Annotated in this window: 33 protein-coding genes; 2 read left to right on the forward strand and 31 right to left on the reverse strand. The window is 34.4% G+C overall.

The window, feature by feature from the left end:
• Positions 1-19: 19 nt before the first annotated feature.
• The 4 genes from MKY07_RS10975 to MKY07_RS10990 form a co-directional block, all read right to left on the reverse strand.
• On the reverse strand, positions 20-1,075 hold the full coding sequence (locus tag MKY07_RS10975) for an ABC transporter substrate-binding protein (RefSeq protein WP_339262143.1): 1,056 nt from the start codon (positions 1,073-1,075) through the stop codon (positions 20-22).
• Between the two features lie 23 nt (positions 1,076-1,098).
• Positions 1,099-1,950: an ABC transporter permease gene (locus tag MKY07_RS10980; protein ID WP_339262145.1), complete on the reverse strand. Its 852-nt coding sequence runs from the start codon at positions 1,948-1,950 to the stop codon at positions 1,099-1,101.
• An 11-nt stretch (positions 1,951-1,961) separates the two neighbouring features.
• Positions 1,962-2,714 (reverse strand): ABC transporter ATP-binding protein, encoded by a 753-nt coding sequence (locus MKY07_RS10985; RefSeq protein ID WP_339262147.1) that lies wholly within the window; start codon positions 2,712-2,714, stop codon positions 1,962-1,964.
• Positions 2,715-2,843: 129 nt separating this feature from the next.
• A complete protein-coding gene (locus MKY07_RS10990) occupies positions 2,844-3,518 on the reverse strand; it encodes a FadR/GntR family transcriptional regulator (RefSeq protein WP_339262149.1) in 675 nt (224 codons plus the stop codon).
• A gap of 205 nt (positions 3,519-3,723) precedes the next feature.
• Here MKY07_RS10990 and MKY07_RS10995 point away from each other — a divergent pair, with 205 nt between their 5' ends.
• Positions 3,724-4,038 carry a MerR family transcriptional regulator gene (locus tag MKY07_RS10995; protein ID WP_339262151.1) on the forward strand — a complete coding sequence of 105 codons (315 nt, stop codon included), beginning with the start codon at positions 3,724-3,726 and terminating at the stop codon, positions 4,036-4,038.
• An 82-nt stretch (positions 4,039-4,120) separates the two neighbouring features.
• Here the strand turns inward: MKY07_RS10995 and MKY07_RS11000 are convergent, their stop codons facing one another.
• From MKY07_RS11000 to MKY07_RS11110, 23 genes are all read right to left on the reverse strand, one after another.
• On the reverse strand, positions 4,121-4,579 hold the full coding sequence (locus tag MKY07_RS11000) for an NUDIX domain-containing protein (protein WP_339262153.1): 459 nt from the start codon (positions 4,577-4,579) through the stop codon (positions 4,121-4,123).
• 27 nt (positions 4,580-4,606) lie between these two features.
• Complete coding sequence (locus MKY07_RS11005; RefSeq protein WP_339262155.1) at positions 4,607-5,221, reverse strand: C39 family peptidase; 615 nt, start codon at positions 5,219-5,221, stop codon at positions 4,607-4,609.
• Positions 5,222-5,439: 218 nt separating this feature from the next.
• On the reverse strand, positions 5,440-6,276 hold the full coding sequence (locus MKY07_RS11010; protein WP_339262157.1) for a hypothetical protein: 837 nt from the start codon (positions 6,274-6,276) through the stop codon (positions 5,440-5,442).
• Positions 6,277-6,322: 46 nt separating this feature from the next.
• Positions 6,323-6,814, reverse strand: a complete 492-nt coding sequence (locus MKY07_RS11015; protein ID WP_339262159.1) for a fructose-bisphosphate aldolase — start codon at positions 6,812-6,814, stop codon at positions 6,323-6,325.
• An 11-nt stretch (positions 6,815-6,825) separates the two neighbouring features.
• A complete protein-coding gene (locus tag MKY07_RS11020) occupies positions 6,826-7,278 on the reverse strand; it encodes a GNAT family N-acetyltransferase (protein ID WP_339262161.1) in 453 nt (150 codons plus the stop codon).
• Positions 7,279-7,301: 23 nt separating this feature from the next.
• Positions 7,302-7,496, reverse strand: coding sequence for a hypothetical protein (locus tag MKY07_RS11025; RefSeq protein ID WP_251687376.1), 195 nt, complete (start codon positions 7,494-7,496; stop codon positions 7,302-7,304).
• A 125-nt stretch (positions 7,497-7,621) separates the two neighbouring features.
• A complete protein-coding gene (locus MKY07_RS11030) occupies positions 7,622-8,494 on the reverse strand; it encodes a pirin-like C-terminal cupin domain-containing protein (RefSeq protein WP_339262166.1) in 873 nt (290 codons plus the stop codon).
• A gap of 65 nt (positions 8,495-8,559) precedes the next feature.
• A complete protein-coding gene (locus MKY07_RS11035; protein WP_008404040.1) occupies positions 8,560-8,982 on the reverse strand; it encodes a VOC family protein in 423 nt (140 codons plus the stop codon).
• 58 nt (positions 8,983-9,040) lie between these two features.
• Positions 9,041-9,517: a helix-hairpin-helix domain-containing protein gene (locus MKY07_RS11040; RefSeq protein WP_339262167.1), complete on the reverse strand. Its 477-nt coding sequence runs from the start codon at positions 9,515-9,517 to the stop codon at positions 9,041-9,043.
• 87 nt (positions 9,518-9,604) lie between these two features.
• Positions 9,605-10,378, reverse strand: coding sequence for a class I SAM-dependent methyltransferase (locus MKY07_RS11045; protein WP_339262169.1), 774 nt, complete (start codon positions 10,376-10,378; stop codon positions 9,605-9,607).
• Between the two features lie 113 nt (positions 10,379-10,491).
• A complete protein-coding gene (locus MKY07_RS11050; protein WP_339262170.1) occupies positions 10,492-10,989 on the reverse strand; it encodes an N-acetyltransferase in 498 nt (165 codons plus the stop codon).
• 28 nt (positions 10,990-11,017) lie between these two features.
• Positions 11,018-11,374: a peptide ABC transporter permease gene (locus MKY07_RS11055; RefSeq protein WP_065215780.1), complete on the reverse strand. Its 357-nt coding sequence runs from the start codon at positions 11,372-11,374 to the stop codon at positions 11,018-11,020.
• The gene (locus MKY07_RS11060) at positions 11,347-11,835 is read right to left on the reverse strand and encodes an SRPBCC family protein (RefSeq protein ID WP_014823571.1); all 489 of its coding nucleotides are present in this window, start codon (positions 11,833-11,835) and stop codon (positions 11,347-11,349) included. Before MKY07_RS11060 ends, MKY07_RS11055 begins: the two co-directional genes overlap by 28 nt.
• A gap of 359 nt (positions 11,836-12,194) precedes the next feature.
• On the reverse strand, positions 12,195-12,674 hold the full coding sequence (locus MKY07_RS11065; protein ID WP_339262171.1) for an N-acetyltransferase: 480 nt from the start codon (positions 12,672-12,674) through the stop codon (positions 12,195-12,197).
• A gap of 85 nt (positions 12,675-12,759) precedes the next feature.
• Positions 12,760-13,104 (reverse strand): DUF4181 domain-containing protein, encoded by a 345-nt coding sequence (locus MKY07_RS11070; RefSeq protein WP_339262173.1) that lies wholly within the window; start codon positions 13,102-13,104, stop codon positions 12,760-12,762.
• A gap of 68 nt (positions 13,105-13,172) precedes the next feature.
• Positions 13,173-13,487 carry a hypothetical protein gene (locus MKY07_RS11075; RefSeq protein ID WP_339262175.1) on the reverse strand — a complete coding sequence of 105 codons (315 nt, stop codon included), beginning with the start codon at positions 13,485-13,487 and terminating at the stop codon, positions 13,173-13,175.
• Positions 13,488-13,700: 213 nt separating this feature from the next.
• Positions 13,701-14,375, reverse strand: a complete 675-nt coding sequence (locus MKY07_RS11080; RefSeq protein ID WP_339264643.1) for a hypothetical protein — start codon at positions 14,373-14,375, stop codon at positions 13,701-13,703.
• Positions 14,376-14,481: 106 nt separating this feature from the next.
• Positions 14,482-15,168, reverse strand: coding sequence for a DUF3600 domain-containing protein (locus MKY07_RS11085; RefSeq protein WP_339262177.1), 687 nt, complete (start codon positions 15,166-15,168; stop codon positions 14,482-14,484).
• Positions 15,152-15,685, reverse strand: coding sequence for a sigma-70 family RNA polymerase sigma factor (locus MKY07_RS11090; protein WP_339262178.1), 534 nt, complete (start codon positions 15,683-15,685; stop codon positions 15,152-15,154). The genes MKY07_RS11085 and MKY07_RS11090 overlap by 17 nt, the downstream gene beginning before the upstream one ends.
• Before the next feature lie 153 nt (positions 15,686-15,838).
• The gene (locus MKY07_RS11095; protein WP_339262179.1) at positions 15,839-16,051 is read right to left on the reverse strand and encodes a DUF3923 family protein; all 213 of its coding nucleotides are present in this window, start codon (positions 16,049-16,051) and stop codon (positions 15,839-15,841) included.
• Positions 16,052-16,141: 90 nt separating this feature from the next.
• The gene (locus MKY07_RS11100) at positions 16,142-16,576 is read right to left on the reverse strand and encodes a DMT family transporter (RefSeq protein WP_339264644.1); all 435 of its coding nucleotides are present in this window, start codon (positions 16,574-16,576) and stop codon (positions 16,142-16,144) included.
• 52 nt (positions 16,577-16,628) lie between these two features.
• Positions 16,629-17,084, reverse strand: a complete 456-nt coding sequence (locus MKY07_RS11105) for a DinB family protein (RefSeq protein ID WP_014823563.1) — start codon at positions 17,082-17,084, stop codon at positions 16,629-16,631.
• A gap of 83 nt (positions 17,085-17,167) precedes the next feature.
• Positions 17,168-17,701, reverse strand: a complete 534-nt coding sequence (locus MKY07_RS11110; protein ID WP_339262182.1) for a helicase — start codon at positions 17,699-17,701, stop codon at positions 17,168-17,170.
• A 208-nt stretch (positions 17,702-17,909) separates the two neighbouring features.
• On the opposite strand from MKY07_RS11110, the gene MKY07_RS11115 reads away from it, so the two are divergent.
• Positions 17,910-18,557: a DUF421 domain-containing protein gene (locus tag MKY07_RS11115; protein WP_339262183.1), complete on the forward strand. Its 648-nt coding sequence runs from the start codon at positions 17,910-17,912 to the stop codon at positions 18,555-18,557.
• Between the two features lie 70 nt (positions 18,558-18,627).
• Here the strand turns inward: MKY07_RS11115 and MKY07_RS11120 are convergent, their stop codons facing one another.
• The 4 genes from MKY07_RS11120 to MKY07_RS11135 form a co-directional block, all read right to left on the reverse strand.
• Positions 18,628-19,479 (reverse strand): alpha/beta hydrolase, encoded by an 852-nt coding sequence (locus tag MKY07_RS11120; protein WP_339262184.1) that lies wholly within the window; start codon positions 19,477-19,479, stop codon positions 18,628-18,630.
• 126 nt (positions 19,480-19,605) lie between these two features.
• Positions 19,606-20,136 carry an HAD family hydrolase gene (locus tag MKY07_RS11125; protein ID WP_339262186.1) on the reverse strand — a complete coding sequence of 177 codons (531 nt, stop codon included), beginning with the start codon at positions 20,134-20,136 and terminating at the stop codon, positions 19,606-19,608.
• A 168-nt stretch (positions 20,137-20,304) separates the two neighbouring features.
• Positions 20,305-20,781: a CarD family transcriptional regulator gene (locus tag MKY07_RS11130; RefSeq protein WP_339262188.1), complete on the reverse strand. Its 477-nt coding sequence runs from the start codon at positions 20,779-20,781 to the stop codon at positions 20,305-20,307.
• 217 nt (positions 20,782-20,998) lie between these two features.
• Complete coding sequence (locus tag MKY07_RS11135; RefSeq protein ID WP_339262190.1) at positions 20,999-21,919, reverse strand: phosphotransferase; 921 nt, start codon at positions 21,917-21,919, stop codon at positions 20,999-21,001.
• Between the last annotated feature and the right edge of the window lie 12 nt (positions 21,920-21,931).

Consider the following 21,931-nt stretch of genomic DNA (forward strand, 5'->3'; position numbering starts at 1 on the left):
GGATATCCCACCTTCAGTTTTATTTTAAAGCGTCTGCTGTAATTAACTCAGGGAACACTTCTTTTAATAAAGTAAAGTCATGATATGATTCGACATCAGGTTTCTTAGGAATGTTGCCAACACTTAAGAAGTAATCCATGATCCCTTCACTGTTACTGTCATTCCAGTACGTATTGTCTACTTCCATTGAATAGAAGTTACGGTTCATGATTTCTGATAACTCTTCTTCTGTTAGACGTAATTCAGGTGATAAGATTTTTACAGCCTCTTCACGATTGTCATTAATGAAGTCTGTCCCTTTTTTCAGTGCACGAATTAAAGCCTTAATTGTGTTTGGATTTTTTTCTAAGAAATCATCAGTTGCAATTAATGTTGAGTGAACACTTAACCAGTTCACTTCACCTTGTTTTTCAGGTAAATTACTTTGACGACCACTTAAAATAAATTCTCCACCGACTTGAGTACCTTTAGTAATAAATGGTTCCCACGCAGCTAATGCATCAATATCACCTCGTTGTAATGCAACTAAACCGTCACTTGGTGCTAAGTTGATGTAATCGATTTTACTGACATCTACACCTAATTCTTCACCCATACTTTTTATTGCGTAATAAACTTCAGCACCATTAGGCATCCCTACTTTTAATCCTTCTAAGTCTTTTGCACTTTCTAATTTCAAACCAGGTCGGCTTACCATCGCTTGTGTACCAGCCATTTGGTCTAATACCGCAACTACTTTTACATTTACATCTGAAGCTGTGATTGTTAATGGTAAAAAGTTAGACATTAAACTAATCGGTGCACTTCCACCAGCAATCATTGACCCCATTTCAGGACCATTTTCGATTAAATGGTTTTTAACTTTTACACCCTCTGCTTCAAAATAACCTTGTTTTTCGGCAATAATTTGAGCTGCTGAAATTTGAGCGTCACGTACCCCCATCAACGTCAACTCTTTTTTTTCAACCTCTGCGCCTTTAGCTGAGCTACTTGAAACTTCCTCTTTTTCATTTCCACAAGCTACTAGCAACATTGTTAAGATTAATAAAGTAAAGATATGTTTAAATTTCTTCATCAATACCCCTCCTAGGTCAATTCTTATTTTTCAATGGCAGCATGTGCTCCACCTTTACGCCAGAATAAAATTCTATTTTTAAATTTGCGCAATAAGTAGGCAAATAAACTGTACTCTATACCGATTAATACAATAGCGACAAACATATTCGAAATTTTGAAATAATTTCGGGCGTCAACAATTATATAACCTAAACCACTCTCAGCTCCCATCATTTCAGAAACTACCAACGCGGAAAACGATAAGCCTAAACTTACTTCAACCCCTACAAGAATACTTGGAATCGCTGATGGGATTATTACCCGAGTAAATATTTGTTTCTGACTAGCACCTAAACTTAAAGCTGATCGTACTAGCGTAGAGTTCACTGACTTTAATCCGTCTAGCGTATATACTAAAACTGGAATAAATGTTGACCAAGCAATTAATAGCACTTTAGGAAACTCGCCAATACCAAACCAGATAATGAATAGTGGCAATAAAGCTAATGCAGGAATCGGCCCTACTAAATTGATAATAGGTGCAATCCACGTTTCAACGAACTTGAAGCGTACCATTACAACACCCATTGCAATAGCAGCCATAACACCGATTGAAAAACCAACGATGATACGAAGCGTACTCGAAATAATACTGCTCGTAAGCATTCCTGTTTGTGCAAGTGCGTAACCATCAGCAACTACTAAAGTTGGAGGCGGTAAAAATACGGGGTTAAACCAAGCAAGATTCTGATTTAAGCGTCCAAATAATTCCCAAACAATAAAGAACGCTACGATTGGTAAAAATGCTTTTAAGGCAACCTTTGCATTAAAACTCTTTAACTTCACACTCTTTTTTTCGCGTGGTAAACTTTCAGTTAATGCTGCATCTTTCATATGCTTCCCTCCTAATCTCGTATTACTTGACTTGCATCCACTTCATCCATCAGCAATCCTTCAATTTCTGTCATCAATTCCGAAAAACGAGGATGATTGTAAGTACGAGGATGCTCAATACCCACATCGTAAACTTTAGCAATTTGACCTTTTTTCATAACAACAACTCTGTCCCCTAAATGAATTGCTTCGCTAATGCTATGAGTAACGAAAATCACCATCGGCTTAAGCTCTTGGCAAATTTTCAATAATTCTTTACGCATCGTATCCCTCGTTAAAATGTCCAATGCTCCAAAAGGCTCGTCCATCAATAATATTTCTGGTCCGCTTGCGAGAGCACGAGCAATTCCTACTCGTTGTTTCATCCCACCCGAAAGCTCATCTGGATAATGGTTGGCATAATCTTTTAAACCAATCATATTGAGATACTGCTCCGCTAATACTTTTGCTTCTTTTTCAGGCATCCCTTGTACCGTTAAACCAAAGGCAATATTCGTTAACACGTCATACCAGGGAAATAAAGCGTGATCTTGGAAAACAACTCCTCTTGATTTATTAGGACCTGTTATGTCTACTCCATCAACTTGTAACACCCCGGAATCAGCTTTCAAAAAACCTGCAATTAAATTTAAAAGTGTCGATTTCCCACATCCACTATGTCCTAGTACACATATGATTTCACTAGGCTTAACTGTAAGATTGATATCATTCAAAACCTTTTTAGCTCCGAATGATTTATTAATGCTTTCTACAACCAACTGCATAACATCATCCACCCTTCTCACTTACTAGTCTGTTACATCATATTGTCTGACTTATTCACGGTAATGGATAAGCTATAAGAGTTATCAGCAATAAATCTTATAATCCGACTTATTGATTCTAGAAAACACTTATAACTTTTCCAGTAAACCTTTGACCTTTCGAAGATGTCTTTTCATATATATTTTGGCCAATTCAGGATCTTTCGAATTAATACTTTCGATAATCTTTCGATGTTCAACTAATACTTGTTCTAATCTACCAGGTAAATAAATCGTTCTTTCCTGCAAGCGATCCATTGTCCCTTTCAGTGATTTCACAATATTGAACATTACTTCATTACGACTCATCCGCGCTAAAGCTAAATGAAATGCAACGTCCGCTTCAGCTGCTTCTTCCGGATTGTTCTCCATCCATCCGAGTAAACTCTCAAGCTCTTGAATATCTTTAGGGCTTGCTCTTTCTGAAACTAGTTCTACAATCGCAACTTCTAAAATTTCACGTGTTTCCATCAAATCCAAGAGACTTTCTTCGTCAGATCGTGGCAAGTAGATATTAGCCATTTCTAAAATCGAAAGTTTTCGGATGACCGTACCACTTCGCTTTTTCCGATCAACAATTCCTTGAATCTCAAGAATTTGTAAAGCTTCTCTAAGGGAACTCCGGCTCACCCCAAAGATCTTCGATAAATTTTCTTCAGACGGTAAAACTTCACCTGGTTGCAGGCTACCATTGATTAGTTTTTTTCGAATTTGTTCTACGATATTTTGGGAGATTTTTTCTACCGCAACACCTTCAAACTTCAACTTTATCACCTACTTCACTTTTCTAAAAAAGTATTAAGCTATGTATTGAATTTAAACGATTCACAATTCGAAAACATTAAATATGTCAGATTTTCTTACACACTTTTTCTAATTTTTCTAAATATTATTTATTTTTAGATTTTTTGTGTTATATTAAGTGACATATAATACTATGCTTTTCTCTTATAAAAAGGAGGGATGTTATATGAAAGTAGACGATTCATTTAAGTATAAGAAAGTGATTAATATTGGTGTAGTTAGTGAATTAACGGGGCTTACCGAAAGAAAGATTAGGTATTACGAGGAAAGAAATCTTATATTTCCTGAGCGTAATGCTAGTGGAACACGGAAGTATTCCTTTCAAGATGTGGAAGTTCTAGTTGCTATCAGCAATGAAGTAGAGGACGGTGTCAGTACATTTGAAATCCGTCAAAATATTATTAAAAAAGAAAAAAGAGCCAAAAAAATTATGACTCAAGGGCAGGTGAATGCACATTTTAAGTTATATAAAAATAATTAAAAACAGTTGAGTGTGCAATGAATAGCAACACAATAAAGTAACTGGCAAAGTAACTAAGAAAACAAGCAGTATAATCCCTGTCTTATTTAGCTAGCTCATCTTTACTTGTTTTCTGTTTTAGTCCTTCTTTAACTGCCCAATTCTGGTGGGCATGTATTAAGAGATCCCGGGCTTTATCTGTCTCAATCCATTTTATAAAATGGTCGTCATCAATGGGATCTTGAATTTTATTTAATAATTGTGCGAAGTAGAAATAGCCATCATTTAGAATAGGCTTTTTTTTGGTTGAGAGAAAAAAGCACTTTGCGTTCCCTATAAAAGGGCCGATCACTACGTTATATCCTGTTTCTTCAAGTATTTCTCTTTCGAGGCATTGCAAATGGTTTTCATGATTTTCAATCCCGCCACCCGGCAAAAAGTAATCACCCCTTGAAGTTTGGACTGTCAAGACTTCATTCATTTTTAAATTAAATATAACGGCATAACCCCCTTTTCTTAATTCATAATTAAGGCCATTTAATTTTTCTCCAAATACTTTCACTATTTTCACCTACTGCTAATCGATTTGTTAGCTTGATTTTGCATCTACTGCTATATATGTATTGCTGTATGGAAGCGTGTGAATTCTCTTTACATCCCAAAGTATTTTAAACTCTTCAACCGGAACTTTTCGATTATAGTTCTTCTGTTCTCCTTCATCATTTACTAAATGACTCAATGATTCCGAAAGGTAAATGTACTCTTTGTCATACCCTACTACCGGAACAAAATGCAGATTTTTGAGTTCCTTCTGTACTTTAATAAAAACAATTACTGGCGTTCCTTTACTGACTTCGGACTTTAATGTATTTATACTACCTTTATAATAATTAGTCTTAAATCCATAATTTCTTAACACAGTACGTATCCCTTTTGGATATACATTGCCTGCTCTTGTTTTGTTGGGAAAATGCTTATATAACGCTTCACCTTCAGCATCCCTGCCAAAGTGACGCAGCAAGTACGCTGTTGAAAACGCCGCGCATTCCGTGCCTTTTTGGAAATCAATTCGATTCTCGTGCTGAATCATGTAGGTAGTCGGAAAATCCTTTTTTCTTATAACCGGTATCGGTAAAGTCATTAAATAAGTATTAATGGACATTGAGATAATTACCCACAAAACAACTGAATTAATTATAATCATGTTACTCCCCCAATATATGACTGCAATGTGTAACTACTTTTCTCTTTTTATCTTCTCAGAGTTTGCCAATAGCACAATTACCTAGAAATTAAATCTTCTCGAACTAGAAATTGAGAAGCAGTTAAATACATTGAAAAAACATGAGGATTCTAATTAACACATTTCTCCATCTCATATTTAACAGCATCCATTAAAGATAGTGAGTTACTATATTTGATTTAAATCGTGTGTAATAACGTTTTCACTCTCTCTTCAAAATCTGAATGTCCCCAATAAAGCATTGCATTTTCAATACCTTTTTCACCTGCTAAACGTTTTACTAAAAGATAAGCAATATAATAACCAATCCGACTGTAGCCAAAAGTTTGACCCCCATTAATCGAGAACCATTCTTTAAATATTTCTGCTGATGTACTTTGAATTAAATCTTTTTGAAAAGCATTGATAATGGTTGCTATATTTTTTTCACAGAATGAAAGCCACTCCGGATCACGTTTATATGCAAAATAAATATCTTGGTCTACATTTACTACTAAAGTTGATAAAAAAGTTGCTACACCCTCTTGCAATAGCCATGTCAACGGATTAGACCATTTAATATCTTTTGCTTCAATCCCATTATGTGTTGTGTAAAGATGATGGACTGCATGGCCAAATTCATGCGCAATTATTACATTTAGTCCTTCTTCATACGGTTCAAATTTTTCAACACAAAAAGCAATATGAGGGTCCATGGAACGATAAGCATAAGCATTGGAACCACCTAGACCAACAAAAATATAAACATCTTTTGAAAATATTATCGGAAACCGCTTTTCATATTCTTTTGTAATCTGGGGTGTGAGCGATTTTAATTTCTTTGCAACCCAGTTCATTTGATCAATCATATTTGGATGCGCTTTTAAAGCATTTTCAAGTTTCAGTTCTTTATTGTGACAGTGATTTTCAAAATAATAACTAAAGATTTCTGGATGATGATTAAAGTAACTTTCGTAGTACTCTTTTGAAGGCTCGTATTGATTTAGAAATGGACTTGCTAGATTGTATATTTTCATGAAGATTTCTCCAATCATTTTTAATTATTACTTTCCATCAACGAAGTTACTCAAATTCAATTAAATCCCCAACCTTATATTCTTCTGTCACGATTTCTCCTATCTGGTCTATGCTTACTTCAAAAATAATTGTATTCAATGCCTCTCTCATTGATACTTCGTTTAATTCTTTAGAATAAAAGACAAATTCCTGAGCATGCTTTGCGACATTCTCACCCACATTATTTTGTTCACTACCGCCTCCAAACCAATAACGGTCAGTAGCATCAAATGAATCGATCGCATCTTTCCAACTATCGCTAAATGAAAATTCCACTTTCTGTCCAGCTACATTGTCTACTTCCACGTTGAATGTAAATTTCCTGAAATCATCTATTTGAGGATTTTTTAACTCATGAGTCCCGACACTTTCAAATTCATCCTCTGTCAACTGTGAAATTGCGGCTTCAATTGTTGTAATAGGTTCATCTTGGTTACTGCAAGCAGTCGTGATGTGCAAAATGGAAAACAAACAGAATAAAAACAATAATTTTTTCATCCTTATCCCCCTTATAAATCTTGCGATAACCTAATCATATCGATGCACTGGATGCCATTCTCGTAAATTTCTTCTGAATAGTGCTTAATAAAATAGTTATGATCAACTGAAACAATTCGAAAACCGCATTTTTGATATAACTCTAATTGCCCAATACTTGAATTTCCCGTACCAATTTCAATCGTTTTATACCCCTGTGTTTTGGCTATACGAATCGCATGACTTACTAATAATTTTCCAATTCCTTTTCCCTGATGATCTTCAGCTACTGCTACATTGACAATTTCTACAGTTTGCGGTCTTGTCGGTAACAGTACATAGACACCAATGGTTTGCTCTTCATTTTCGGCTATAAAACATTCGCCCTTTGCTACATAATCTTCAACGATAATTTTTGAAGGGTCCGCCAATAATAACAATTCCAAGGGAACATTTTCCTGTTTTTCCAGCCTTTTAATCTCCACACTTATCCCCCTATATTTCTCGATTAGTTTTGTTTATGGATATCTTTTTCTAACTCTTTTTCAATGTCGTCATTACTCAAGTTAGGCATTTCTTCTTCAATCTTATATTTCTTTTTTATTAAAATTCCAAGTTCCGAATAATTAATCCCATGCTTGACTGCCAAAAATACAACAATGTAAAGCAAAAATCCTAAAAAGGCAAATGATAATAAATCCATGAAATCCTCTCCTTATATTTTAAATTTTACCATAATTGTAGAGTCGAACCTGATAAAATCAAAAAACCAGATGGCTAAATTCCATCCGGTTCATTGTACTGTTTGCTATTAATTGCTAATTAGTTTTACTTTTTCACAGCTGGTGGGCCAAATTCACCTAGCTGTAAATCACGGAATGCTTCTCTGATTTCTTCTATTGTATTCATCACAAACGGTCCACCTAGAGCGACTTCTTCTCTAATTGGGACACCTGAATAAATCAAAACTTTAGATCGTGTTGATGCTTTAATTTTTAATTCGCTTGAATTTACTTCTGAGCCATCTTCGTTAAATGAAATCGTTGCTGCTCCCGTTTTCGTTATTTTTATCTTGCTTTCCCCAAATTCCATCTCTCCTGCCAACATAAACAGGAATGAATTATGGTTTTCGGGTAAAACATGTGTGTATTCAGTACCTTCACGAAGAGCAATTTCTGTCATCGTAATCGGAACTAAACTTTGCATAGGTCCTGTTACACCTGCAATATTCCCTGAATAAACTCGAACGAATCCGCCAGCGATATTGACTACAGGTGCATCTTCAACAAAAATATTTTGATAAGACGTTTTTGTATGCTTTAAACTTTTCGGCAGATTTAGCCATAGCTGCAATGTATGAATCAAGTCGTCCTCGAACGCTTCTTCTGCATGTCTAGCTGCCCAACCTGCATTCATATATTGGACATCCCCGGCATTTAAAATGCTGTAACCGCCAGCATTATCAATATGTTCTAGTCTGCCATCTACAACATATGTTACCGTTTGAAAGCCACGGTGTGGGTGATCAGAGAAAACGCCACGCTTATACCAATCTTCTGCCATTAAAATAAAAGGATCGAATTCAGCGTTTCGATCAGGGTGAAGAATGAATCCTTGTTGCACATGAGGATATCCATTTTTATTGTACTCTGGGTACCAAAAACTTTTAATATCTCTTTGAAAAACTGCATTAGTTGCCAATTCTATTCCTCCCACCAAGGTTACTATGAAAATGTACTATTAAGTTGAAATCTTCCACTTAAAGTTTATCTCATTTTCTCAGCTAACTCTAAAGTTATGCCTTCTGGTCCCTGAACAAAGCATAATTTATATATATTATTGTAGTTTTGGATTTCACTAATTACTTCCGCGCCTTTCTTTTTCAATTTAGCAACGACCGTTTCAATATCTTCAACGGCAAAGGCAATATGATTTTTTAAAGATTGCTGTATACTTTCTATCTCTGAGGCTGTATGAAACTTGACCAGCTCCAAATTTGCCTGGCCATCCGACATCCCTAAAAGGACAATGGTTGCTTTCACATCAGTAAACCCGATAATCCGCTCTGCCCATTTCCCATCCACTTCCCCTTCACCAAGTACTTCCAACCCAAATTCAATGAAAAACTCTTTAACCGCCGTAAGATCGTTTACTATGATACCTACATGATCTATTCTATGAATTGCCAAATTTAGCCCTCCCTTGGTCCTGTAACTTTCTATCTTATTAATTCTGCTTAATCTTACTCTATTTGCTTTTATCTTTCTTATCATGCCAAGATGTCGCTGGTCTTGAAACAGGGTATCCATTTTTCTCCCGATATTGTTTCCGTTCATCCGTAAAATGCCACCAACTTTTTTCGCTGCCTGAATGGTTAGCATGATGTACGATACATCTTAACGAATCCTCTACACACGGGTCTTCCCAATAACCGAAGTGTTCCTCCAATCGATTAGTTAAATCAGCACCATTTTCGTTTTTCAATTCCTCTAAAGAATAATAACCCAATTCAGTAACCCATTGAGCCAACTTTGGTCCAATCGAAGGGATAGTTTGGAATTGAGCTAGTCCACGGAGGTATTTAGCACGTTCGGAAGTTGATTGTAAACATGCAGTTAATTGTGGTATATCCATAAGTGCGATCTCATTCAATTTCACTTTGCACTTTCTTAAATTTATTCTTTCTTCAGATGTTAAAGGAAGCTTTGGAGAGGACTTTTTCATCTATATTCACCTAACTTATACTTAATTTATATTTCAATTAGTTATTTACTTACTTCTTCAATATAAAACAAAGGCAAGGCGAACTACTTATTTAATTCCGACTACACGAATCCTTTTATAATCTGCCACCCAAATGCCTTCACGATACAAAACATCCTTTAAGTTCATTTCTACATTAGCGATTATGTGATCTTGTATTTGTTCGGGAATGCCATAAAATAACATACTGCCAAACATGCCAATCCAATTTCTCAAACCATTTTCACCATCTAAAGGCGTTGGTCGATCATATAGTTGGGCAAAAGTCACGTGGAATCCTGCCTCTTCCATCAGCTTTGAGTACTCTGCAATACTCGGATAATACCAGGGAAATTGTGCTTCTTTAAATTCGTAGCCTGCATTTTTTATTTGTTGAATAATTTCATCTGTAATTGTTTGTACATTGCCTTTTCCTCCAAATTCAGCAACCATTCTACCGCCGTGTTTTAAGCTTTGGTAAATACATTGCACAGCTTCTTTCGGCGAGTGCACCCAATGGAGGGTTGCGTTAGAAAATACCGCATTAAATTCATTTTGATAGGTTAATTTTGTAGCATCTCGAACGGTAAATGGTATGTGCGGGTATTTACTAGACGCTAGTTTCACCATATTTTCAGATTTGTCGATACCTACTACTTCCACGCCATACTCAAATAAAGTATTTGCTAAATCCCCTGTTCCACAACCAAGATCCAGTATTCGTTCTCCTTCCTTAGGAGCTAACAATTCCACCAAACTATTGCCATATTTTGAAACAAACGAGTGCTTACCATCGTATAAACTAGCATTCCATTGATGTTCTGTAACTTTTGAAGTACCCATATTATTCACTCAATTCTGTATAAATTTGTTAGTTCCATTATAATGGAAAATGCTGATATTGAATAACCGAAAATAAAAAGAGGATTTCACATTACATTGAAATCCCCCCATAATTAATCCATATTCTCTTGCAGTTTGACCATGTTATACCAGCTACCACCGCCATGCTGTGATTCAGAAATGCCGTGGTTTACAAAGCCGAGTTTTTCATAAAAAGAAACCAATTCCTGTTTACATGTTAACGTAATTCCTTGTCGTTCATTTTCTTTTACCAACTGCTCCATTTTATTGATTAAGATTCGAGCGATACCTAGATTCCTCGCCTTTTTAGAAACAGCTACTCCTAATATACTTTGGTATCCGCCTTTTTTAGGATTTTCTTTTATTTCTTCAAAAAGGTCATCCGTTATGTATAATTGAGGAATTACTGGACCGTTAATATAACCAACAATCACTCCATCTTTTTCAGCGACAATAAACGTATCCGTGATCAACTTAATTCTTTCCAGAAACGCTTCCCTTGTTGCAGCCTCTTCATTTGTAAAGCCTTCATTTTCAATGACTACCAGCTCTTCTAAATCTGACTTTTGCACATTTCTTAATGTAATCATGTTATTCCTAACTCCTTTCTATAGCCATTTACTTATTTTCTTCTAATTTCCTTTCGAGTGCAGCAACTTTCTTTAATACAAGACTTTTTCTTTTTAATCTCTTGCTTACTAAAATTAAAATCAGATTATAAATGCTGAAACAAACGATTGTAAAGATAGCCTTATTAGTCAAACTAATTGGTTCATATCCGCTATGGTAATTAATATGAACTTCATTCCCTTTATAGATGAACCAAATAGCAATAGATATGAGACAATATAAAACTATTAAGAAAATATAGTGACCGTAAAAAATAATTTTGTTATTGGAAGAACTTAATCGTGCGGTGTATAAAAAAAGACCTCCATAAACAAGCATCATGATAATGATTTCAGAGACCGCCATTTATGCCCTCCCTTAATCTCTGCAAGCTTTTTTAATTCTTTTGCTCGATTAATAATGAAGCTTTCCATATATCTGTACAAAAACAATTTGTCAGCAATTATGCCTAATGGACCAAATGGCGACTTATATTCAAATATATCGATCATTAAAGTGCCGTCTTTTTCTTCTACAAATTTATGAGTATGGGTAAATGATTTAAATGCGCCTTTCACCATTATGTCCACAAATATAGTTGGTTGTTGCATATGTATAACCTTTGCCGTCAGTTTTTGTTTAATTCCGAAGTGAGTAGCTTCCCAAGTAACGGAGTCACCTGCATTTAATAAGCCATTTGTTACCCCACCAACAGCCTTTTCCTTCGTTTTCGCCGTCGTCTTTATATGAATGTCGACGTTTCTGGCAAGGTCAAAACATACTTGTATAGGTGCATTTACAAACTGCTTGTGGATAATAATCGGCATCGAAATTCTCCTTAAAAACTTAATCATTTTTAATCTGCAATACCTTTTCCATGACTTCCTGTGGGGCACAATTAATTTACTGAACAGCTATATTACCAACATATTGAGGATTTCCTTTATCCGTTTCAATGTCAACAACGAGTATATACTTTCCTTTTTCTGTAGGTAAATTAAAGGTTTGATTCACAATAGACCGATTGTTGTCCAGAACGAAAAGAATAAGGCATCGCGCAACTTAGTTTCCTGGAATGCTTCTTGATTAATATATAATCGAAAAAAAATGACAATATAAAAATGATGAGCAGTAAAAAAAGCATCCTTTTGTGTTTAATTATTTTCCACTCCTCTTATTGCAAACTTCAATCAGCTAATAATTTCTTATCAAAATAGGTTAAGGATAAATGTTCATTTACTTTGATTTCCTTCGTAATCTGAAACCCATTCTTCTTATAAAAAGTAACTGCTGGCATATTTTTGGATCCAGTTGCTACAATGAATGTCTTTTTATTGTACTTACCTTCAATAAAAGTTAAGAGTTTCTGTGCGATTCCTTTACGGAAATGGTCTGGATGAACGATTAATCTATGTATGTCTACTTCATTATCGATAACTTTCACCGATATGGCCGCGCATAGTTCTTCTTTTATATAGTAGCCAAAGAAAGTTTCTCCGCATTGTTTTAAAGTATTTACTGTATCTTTCAATGGTGGGATATCATCATAACCGATAATTTCTGCTTCTACTTTATAAGATGGTATTTGAATCATTAATAGATCTTTCGCATTTTTTGTATTTCGAATGTCAAACTTCTTTATCATGGAACCGCCTCTCTCAACCATTTTAAACTTCCCCCTATTTTTCCAACATATAATATTTCTAGTTACTTTCCCAAGAATACAAGCAATCGTTAACTTTTCTGTAAAATCAAAATACAAAAAATAAGATATATGAAACTCCAATGATTAATAGAATAAGTGAAACCAAATATTCTTTTGTATCCCTCAAATACACCCAATCCAAATAGAAATGAAAGCCAAAAGTAATCGTATAAAAATATAACCAAAACCACTTCATGGCGTTATCGTCCATAATATCTATAAAATAGAAACAACTGAAAGCAATGATTAGAATTGTGACAAATCCTACTCTTTGTATATTTTTGCCACTCGTCTCTGAAACTTTCCCTCTCTCTTTCCCTACAATTAATCTGCCAATAATGAAATTAAGTATACTTAGGATTAACGCTAAAATAGATACTGAAACCTGCACTCATATCCCCCCAGTCAACCTAAAATTAAACATGACAGTACTAATTATGGGAAGTTAACTACAGGTTGTCATTTCCCCCAAGGCTGTTCGCCATATTTTTTTAGCATAACGACCTCACCATTATTATTTAATCTGTTATAAACATACTTAATCTTGTACTCATTAGTTTTATCTAACTCTATCTTCTTATAGAATTCCCTCGATAACGATAATTCATAACCGTCAATTAACAAATAAAGGTCACCATTTTTTTTAATAATATTTTGTTCTTCGAGTTGATAACTACCATCAACAATTACATTAAGAACAGATGTAAAACCGAATATGTATAAAGCCCCAAAAGCAATTAAAATAAAGCTTATTAATAATTTACCTTGGTTCATGTAGCCACCTCCAGTCTTAATATTTTATACGAATTTACAAACGCTAAAGTTTCAAAAATTCACCTTTACATTTGAACCTCTAGGGGCTTTCCATCATTCAATGTTATTAGTATTCTCATTACTAAACGTAACAGAGTTTTAACATAAATTCCCCAGGTAATTTACATTAATAAAAAAGCGCTGCTCCATAGAAACGCGCTCTTCAAATGATTCTTAATAAATATTTTCTAAATCTAATTCTTTAACAATAGTAGATACGAAAGTTTTTAACGGATTCGTGATTGATCTACCTGTCTTCGCTTCAACAAGCTGCGCTGCATCCACCATCGATAATTGAGCAACAGAAATTATTTTGCCCTCGTAAATCAGTTGTTCTAACATCCTTGCTACTTCCTGATCGTATTCTTTTTTACGTCCTTGCATGATTAAGTCAAACATGTTGTTTAGAACAACAACCTCGATGTTTAACGATTTTTGATAGGTATCAGCAAAAAGTCTAAGACGTTCCATTGTTCCTTCAACGGTTGCCGCATTGGTAAAAAGTAAAGTATGAGGTTGCTGAATATTGCAGATGAAATCAAAGAACGGTTCATCCAATTTATAAATTGGAACTGAAATGGAAAGATGGTCTTCCTGTAAAATGGCAATATAGTTTGTACAAGTAATTAAAATAGCATCAATATTCGATTGGGCAATCCATTCCATTTGTTCTTTCACTTTTTGTTGCGCATCTACTTCATTGAAATTCTGATCTGAGGTTAGTCGATTCATTAATCCTGGATCAACAAAATGGACTAATTCAATGTTATATGGAGCAAGTACATTTTCTATGTATTCAATATATGAATAATGTGCGTGTAGACAACCTAGTCTTTTTCTCAATTTTATTCCACCTGTAATTTATTTCTAATTATTTTAACAATTTATGAATACTATTGTCTATTTAAATATAAAAACGTAAATCAGCTTGAAAATACCAAGCTGATTTACACCATTAATTCTCCATTTGTTTTTCATTCACATAATCCAAAACAGCACGAGCCTTTAAAAATTCTTCTTGTGCATCGGCAGGAATCATCTCAATTTTTGGTGGTGAAGAGACACCTAATTGCGCCATAACTGTTTCATAGGTTAATAAAGCCAGAATATATTGCTCATATTCTTCAGCTGTTAAAATCTCTTTACTCGATGGTTGATTGTTTAACCTGTCAAAGTAAGGCTGAATTTCATATATGGCCGCTTTAATTTCCTCCAGTTTTTCTTCAGAAACCTTAGAATAATCGATATTACCGTTTTTATCGCCAAATTCAAGCTTTGCATCTGTAATGACATAGAGTATTTCTTTGAACTGTTCAAATTGTTCATTTCCCAGGTCACCTTTTGCTTGGGATAATTTTGCATCAAATAATAAATAACTTTTAATGGTGATATTTGCTATATGTTTTTTTACATTATCAAACGATCCATATAAATCATCTGCAAGTAACGATTGATACGCAAATGCCCCTGTTGGAACCATTAAACAGGCTGCCATAATCGTAATCGCTATACGTTTTTTGACAAAACGTTTCACTGTTCCCCCCATTTCTGACTTAGCTTCCTGAATACCTTTCTTACTCCTTTCATGAAGCTGAAATGGGATTTCAATATTCTCTATATCCTGTTTAAAATGATTCCCCATAGTTCTCTACCTCCTTTAAATTTTGGCGAAGTTTATTTAGAGCACGATATAAAATCGATTTTGCTGTTCCGAGCGGGATTTCAAGAATATCTGATATTTCCTTTAATGTACGGTCATTATAATACTTAAGTAAAATCACGCTTTTCTCATCTTCATGCAAAGTATCCATTAGTTCTCGTAAAGATAAAGAAATTGCAATATCTTCAACTTCTTCTCCTGTATGTACTTCAAATTGGGGAATTAGTTGAACCACTTTTTTATTTTTATTAATTACGGTCAAGGAACAATTGATCGTAATTTTCATAAGCCATGTCTTGAAATATTCTGGTTTATTTAAAGTGCTAATATTTTTGAATGACTGATAAGCTACTTCTTGTACGACGTCTAAAGCATCATTTTTATTTTTCACATAGACATAGGCCATTCGATAAATATCTGCTTCATATTTTTGGAAAAGCTCTAAATATGCTTTGTCATTTCCTTTTTGAGCTTTTTTTACTAAGCGTCCAATATTCATAGCAATTCCTCCCTTCATTTTCGTTTTACATCTATTAGACATACGAGAAGAACATTTGGCTTTAAATTTTAAAATTAATTTTTCTCATCATTGGCATTATTCATAAAAAAACGCTTCCCTTATTATGGAAAGCACCTTAAATTTTATAAGCTATTAACTTTTTGGTTTCTTTAAAAAAAATAAAATTATAAGTTGGATGATGGCAACAAAAATAAATACTACACCTAACAGTGCTAAAGAAAGCCATCTCAGCTCAGATGTTTGAACAACACCTGCAGCATCTACTTCTCTAAAATAAATAAATATAGCTAACCCGCTAAACAAAAGAAGCCAAACCCCATTAATTATCCACCATAATTTCTTCATTCATTTCCCTCCATAAATAAACCTACGAAGGGAAACCAATTAAGTTTCATATATTACACATAAAATTAATTTATTTCCATTTTATTTCTTTTAAGCTTTATTAAACAAATATATCCCTACAAACATTAAAGCAAGGGCAATGAGTTTCGTCATATTGATTGGATAAACAACCCCACCAAAAAGTCCGAAATGATCAATAATTGCACCTACTAAAATCTGACCAATAATAACTGCCATAAAGGTTGCGGCCACTCCGATTAAATTTACTGAAAAAATATTAATGACAATAAAGAATGCACCTAATAGCCCTCCGATTAACTGCCATTTTGGAACTGTAAATACATTTAAAAAATTTCCCTTTCCAAAAAAGAAAGTCAAAAAGAACAACGCAAGCGCGCCTACCATGAAGGAAACGGTTGCGCTTTCTAATACGCCCACTTTCTTACTAAATAAGGCATTGATTTGACTTTGTATCGCAACTGCCGAACCGCCAATCAACGCTAAAAAAGCAATTATCAATTTCATCATCAATATTTCCTCCAATGTAAATACTACGAAACCAGCAACAATAATTTAATTAACTAGTATAATCACCTGTTTTAATAGTAGATTTTATTTGATCTATATGATGAAGATCGTGTTCCATTAAGCCTTTCAAATATTCATAAAAGGCTATATTAGCATCATTAATCTGTAATTCAGACATCCAGTTAAGATCAGATATTTGATCTAACTGACTTAATAAGTCTTCACGAATACCGATGCATTTTTCCAATGTATTTTCAACCGCTTCGTTTCTTGCAAGTAAAGAAGAATGCGTGTTTAAATCATCGACACTTGGGCCTTTCGGTAAGCTTTTGCCTTTTAATAAATATGGAATTCTGTGTTGTAAAACAAATTCATCCCAAGGGCAAAAGTGTCCTACTATTTCTATAACAGACCACTTTCCATCCTCAATCGGTTTTCTTAATAGATTTTCATCAAAAGATTTCAAACTATGAATAAAAGTTATAAAGTTTTGATGATGTGCCAATATTTCCGATTTCTCCTTCAGCAAATGAACCACCTCGATGTTTTTATTTGGTACTGAACACACAAAATCTTTACTACTTCGATTTAATAATCATTGTCTGTTTTAAAGATAAACCGGGTATCGGGATTCCACACATGCAAGTTGTCAGCAACATATCCGCGCAGCCATAATACGCCATCAACTTTTCTAACATAAAATCCTTTTGGAAAACTATCCTCATCACTGATTATTTCTGATGCGATGGTGATAGATCCAGAAGGTGCCTCATTTTTCTGTGAAGGATTTCCTGAATTTTCCTCAACTTGATCTACATATTCCAGTCTTAAGTAAGGCCCTAGTTCAGGTGGGCATAACTGTAAGCGAAGTTCGTTCGCCTGTTTATAGATTTCAGGTAATGTTGCGCCATTCGGAAAGCCCAGATCTCTAACTAATAGTTCAACTATTTCCAAGCTATACTTTATTTCTGAAGTGGTAAACCGATCATCATATAATAACTTCTCTCCATATTGGTTCAATGAAATCGAAGACTGTTGCAGCCTTTGAATAAGTTCTGCTTTGGATAGCCCGCCTACCTCTATCGTTTTTTTAATTACAGAACAATCCGGATATATTCGCATTTGTTCCCCTCCTAACATACGGTTCGAGTAATGACTTTTGCTACAGACTGGAGCTACAGACTGGAGCTACTGAACCTGTACTAATGATTTCTATTAAACTCATTAATACTCCTTCATCTCTTTTAAAACAGGAAACGCTAGTGAATTATGACCAGCTTAAATTGATAGGCTACAGGGTATTCAAAGGATGATAGGAGAGTGTATATAGATGATTACAGCAATTACTATTAAAATCATTGCAGGTTTTATAGCGCTTATGGTTGTTATCCGCTTTATCGGGAAAAAGGAACTCGCGGAAGTTACTCCATTCGACTTTGTGTTTATCGTCATTCTTGGAGGAACGCTTGAAGAGGGTGTATACGATGAAAAAGTACGAGTTTGGGATGTCCTCTATACGATTGGATTATGGACTGCGCTGTATCTTTTAACTGATTTTCTTGTCAGGAACTTTGAAAGGCTTCGTAAGATTATTAAAGGAGAACCGTCTTTTCTTGTAAATAATGGGCTGCTGGATATTAACGAGTTAAAGAAAAATAAAATAGAATCTGAACAGCTTCGTTCCTTACTGCGGATGCAAGGGGTTTTTTCTATTAGTGAGGTAAAATATGTCCTTCTTGAACCGGGTGGGCAAATTAGTATATTGAAAAAGAATTCATCCGATGAAGATACCGGTGGCGTGCTAACCCACTTGCTTATCGACGAGGGGCAAATTGAGGAAAGGATTCTTGCACAAATCGGAAAAGATAAGCAATGGATCATTCATCAGTTAAAAGAGAAAGGTTACGAGGATCTCAAGAAAATATATTATGCTGAATGGTCAGAGGAAAATGGTCTTTACGTTCAGACTTATGATTAATTATTTTAATGAAAGTAACAATTATTGGCTCGGTTTCGATAAGTGGAACCGAGCCTGTTTACAATCTAATTTAGACCAATTTAAGCGGCTTAGTAGTCTTTTTAACAAAATCGAGAAATGCTTTTTCTTCTTCAACAAATGGATTGTGATTAGAATGGTCAAATATTATTAATTCAGAAGTAGGGATGAGGTCAGCAATTTCAATACTAAATTCAATTGGACACTGCGCGTCATACTTTCCGCCAAACACATATGTATCTATTTGAATTGTCGGCAGCTCTTCTCGTAAATCGAATGACTTTACTGCTACTTTTCTAAAGTAATCCAGTGCACGACCAACAGTCCGTCCATTATTCGGTATTGTCAGGGCATGTTTTAATTTTTCTTCACTAGTAAATGACATCATTGACCATTCAAAACCTAAATCTTTTCGTTTCTCTTGCGGCGTGTCGGGATTATTTAGACTTTCCATGATTTCAATAATTCTATTGAAATTTTTATTATCAGCACAGTAAATACTATTTGGATGAGTTGCGTATGCTTTACTTGCTGCGCTGCAACCGCAAATACATTTTGTAAGAGATTGTTGTTTTAATACAGCATATTGCAATGCAAGCATCCCACCTGTTGAATGGCCTGCAAAAGCCCATTTCGGAATATGTAATGCTTCTCGAATTGCTTCTAAGTCTAATATGATTTCTTCTAAATTCATTTGGTCATCCATTTCGATGGCAGGTGAATTACCCGCCCCACGGACATTAATTAGATAGACTTGATAATATTCTGTGAATGGGTTAGCAAACCAATTCCCTTTTTCATTAAATGCCATATAAAAATGCGTAATAGCAAGTGGCTGACCGCTTCCCTTTACAAAATATTCGAAAGTTCCTCTTGGTGTTTCAATAAATTTTTGTTCCCACATCTTAGACACATCCTTTTCAGAAAAATGTAATATTCTAACAAATACTATTATACTCTTCTGAAATTGATAAAGAGTAAAATTTCCCCAAAATAAAACCACAATGGATAATTTCCACTGTGGTTATTTCTAATCATTATTTATATCACGAATAATCCAATGGGCTGCTTCTTTTAAATTTGGAAAAACTGCATCTGCCAATGGATCCTGCTCACCTATAAAAACTGTTTTTGTACCTGCTTTTTTACCTGCCTGAATATCTGTATCTGTATCACCGACCATATAGGATTTTTCCAGATCTATTTTGTATTTTTCACCTAAATCCAAAATCATTTTGCTATTTGGTTTTCTGCATTCACACCCAGCCTTTGGTTTATGCGGACAATAGGCAACTTCATGAATCGTTGCTCCCTTTTTCTTCAGTTCAGCTACCATGTGGTCATGAACTTTCTGCAACTGCTTTTCCTTCATATAACCTAATCCAATACCACCTTGATTCGTCACAACAAATACATAATCAAAATAATCATTTAAACTTTTAATGGCTTCTTCTGCACCAGGTAAAAAATAAAATTGTTTCGGATTGTTTACAAATTTCACTCGCTTAGTTAGCACTTCATTTATTACGCCATCTCGATCTAAAAATACCGCTCTTTTCAATCCAACCACACCTTTAATTTTAATCTTACTTTTAGTATGTTAAAAATTATCGGCTTTAAGCAGTCTTAGTTCGAGTATTCAATAATTCTCTTAACGATAATCCATCAACTGAAAAAGGCACAATTCTTCATTAAGAATCGCACCCTATTAGGAAGACTTACATTAACTTTAGCAGAAACTTTTAATTTGGTTTTCAGTAATCCCTTTAATTAATCCCAGTTCGTTAATCAAAAATTGATGCGCGTTATTTAACATTTCTTTTTCACTTGTATTAAGTGCTTTTTCTTCTTTCATACGCATCAAATCACGTACAACTTCAGCACATTCCAGTATTTTACCCGTTTTTACTTTGTCCGTGTTCACTTTATACCTTTGTCTCCACGGCAATACTTCATCTGATTCTCCATGCTGAAAAATATGAAGGATGTGTTTCAATTCAATTATATCAGTCACTGGACGTATACTTGAACTCAATATTTTATCCATAGGGATTGTAATTTGCATATTACCGACTGACATTTTTATAATATAACACTGTTGTTTTTCACCTAATATTTCCTTTTCTTCTACGGCTTTAATTATACCTGCTCCGTGCATTGGATAAATAATATTTTCACCAATTTGAAACAAATAATCCACCTCCATATGGCAACCTTAAGGTAACCTTCTTAACCTTAACACGTATATGGATTTTTAACAAATTTTTAATAATATCATAAAAATTATTAAAGTGTCAATTGTTTTTTATTTGATATTTAAAAAGCATAAACAATAAGAATCGTGTCGGATTAAATAAAGTGGAAGTTAGTTTGCCTATGTAACATTGAATAAATGTGTTATTAAATAGTCAGCTTTAAACAATTTATACTAGTTTATAGTCAGCACTATCTAGTACAATTTGAATCAAGCTTTTAAATAATTTTTGTTGAGAAGATTTTTGCCAGTCCTCTTCATACTCAGCCATTAACCACATTACTTCATCCAGAAAGACATGCTGCTTCGCCATTTCCCAATATCTTTTTTCTTCATCGGTAATGTCGATATATTCTTTGTATCCAGCTAAAAATAAATCCCATTCATCTATTGTGAAAACCCGTTCCGGGGCTTCTTCATGTTCATTATGAAAAAGTAGTAACGCGAGTGCTAGATCAAATAATTTCGGTATCCAAGCAGCATTATCTGGATCAATTAGAAATGGCTCGGGGATTAATATTAAATTATTTGCTTTAAAATCATGTGGCGTTGCAATATGCGGTAAATTTGCACGGTAAAGTATCTGTTGATTCGCTACACTTTCCAGCAACTTTGTTCTTAATGCCACATCAATTTCTATTCCAGCTTTGTTAGCATGTTGGATAATTGCCTCCATACTCTCTTCTACTTCTTCCTCATTAAAATCATAGACATCGTAGTCAAGGAGGTTATAACTATTTGAAACAGGTGAATAGCTGTGGATCTGTCCTAACATTTTACCTGCTTCATAAATTTCATTGTCTTTACCTGAATATTTTTGACCTTCTATAAATGGATAAACTACAAAATTTGTATCTTCAATTTTTTGTGGGTTTTCAACTTGTAATTTAACTGGTGTTACAACATTTATCCCCTTATCTTTTAGCATGTTGATATAAGACATAACACTTTCTGCTCTGCTTTGCGTACGTTTTACAACAACATCCTGATCACCATATTTCACTCGGTATACGGGTGAATATGGATAAATGCTTTTAGGCTCTTCTTCTACATCAAATCCAAATATATTTAAGATTTCGGTTCCACTCATTATTGTAACCAC

The organism is Solibacillus sp. FSL W7-1472, assembly GCF_037969775.1.
GTDB lineage: Bacteria > Bacillota > Bacilli > Bacillales_A > Planococcaceae > Solibacillus > Solibacillus silvestris.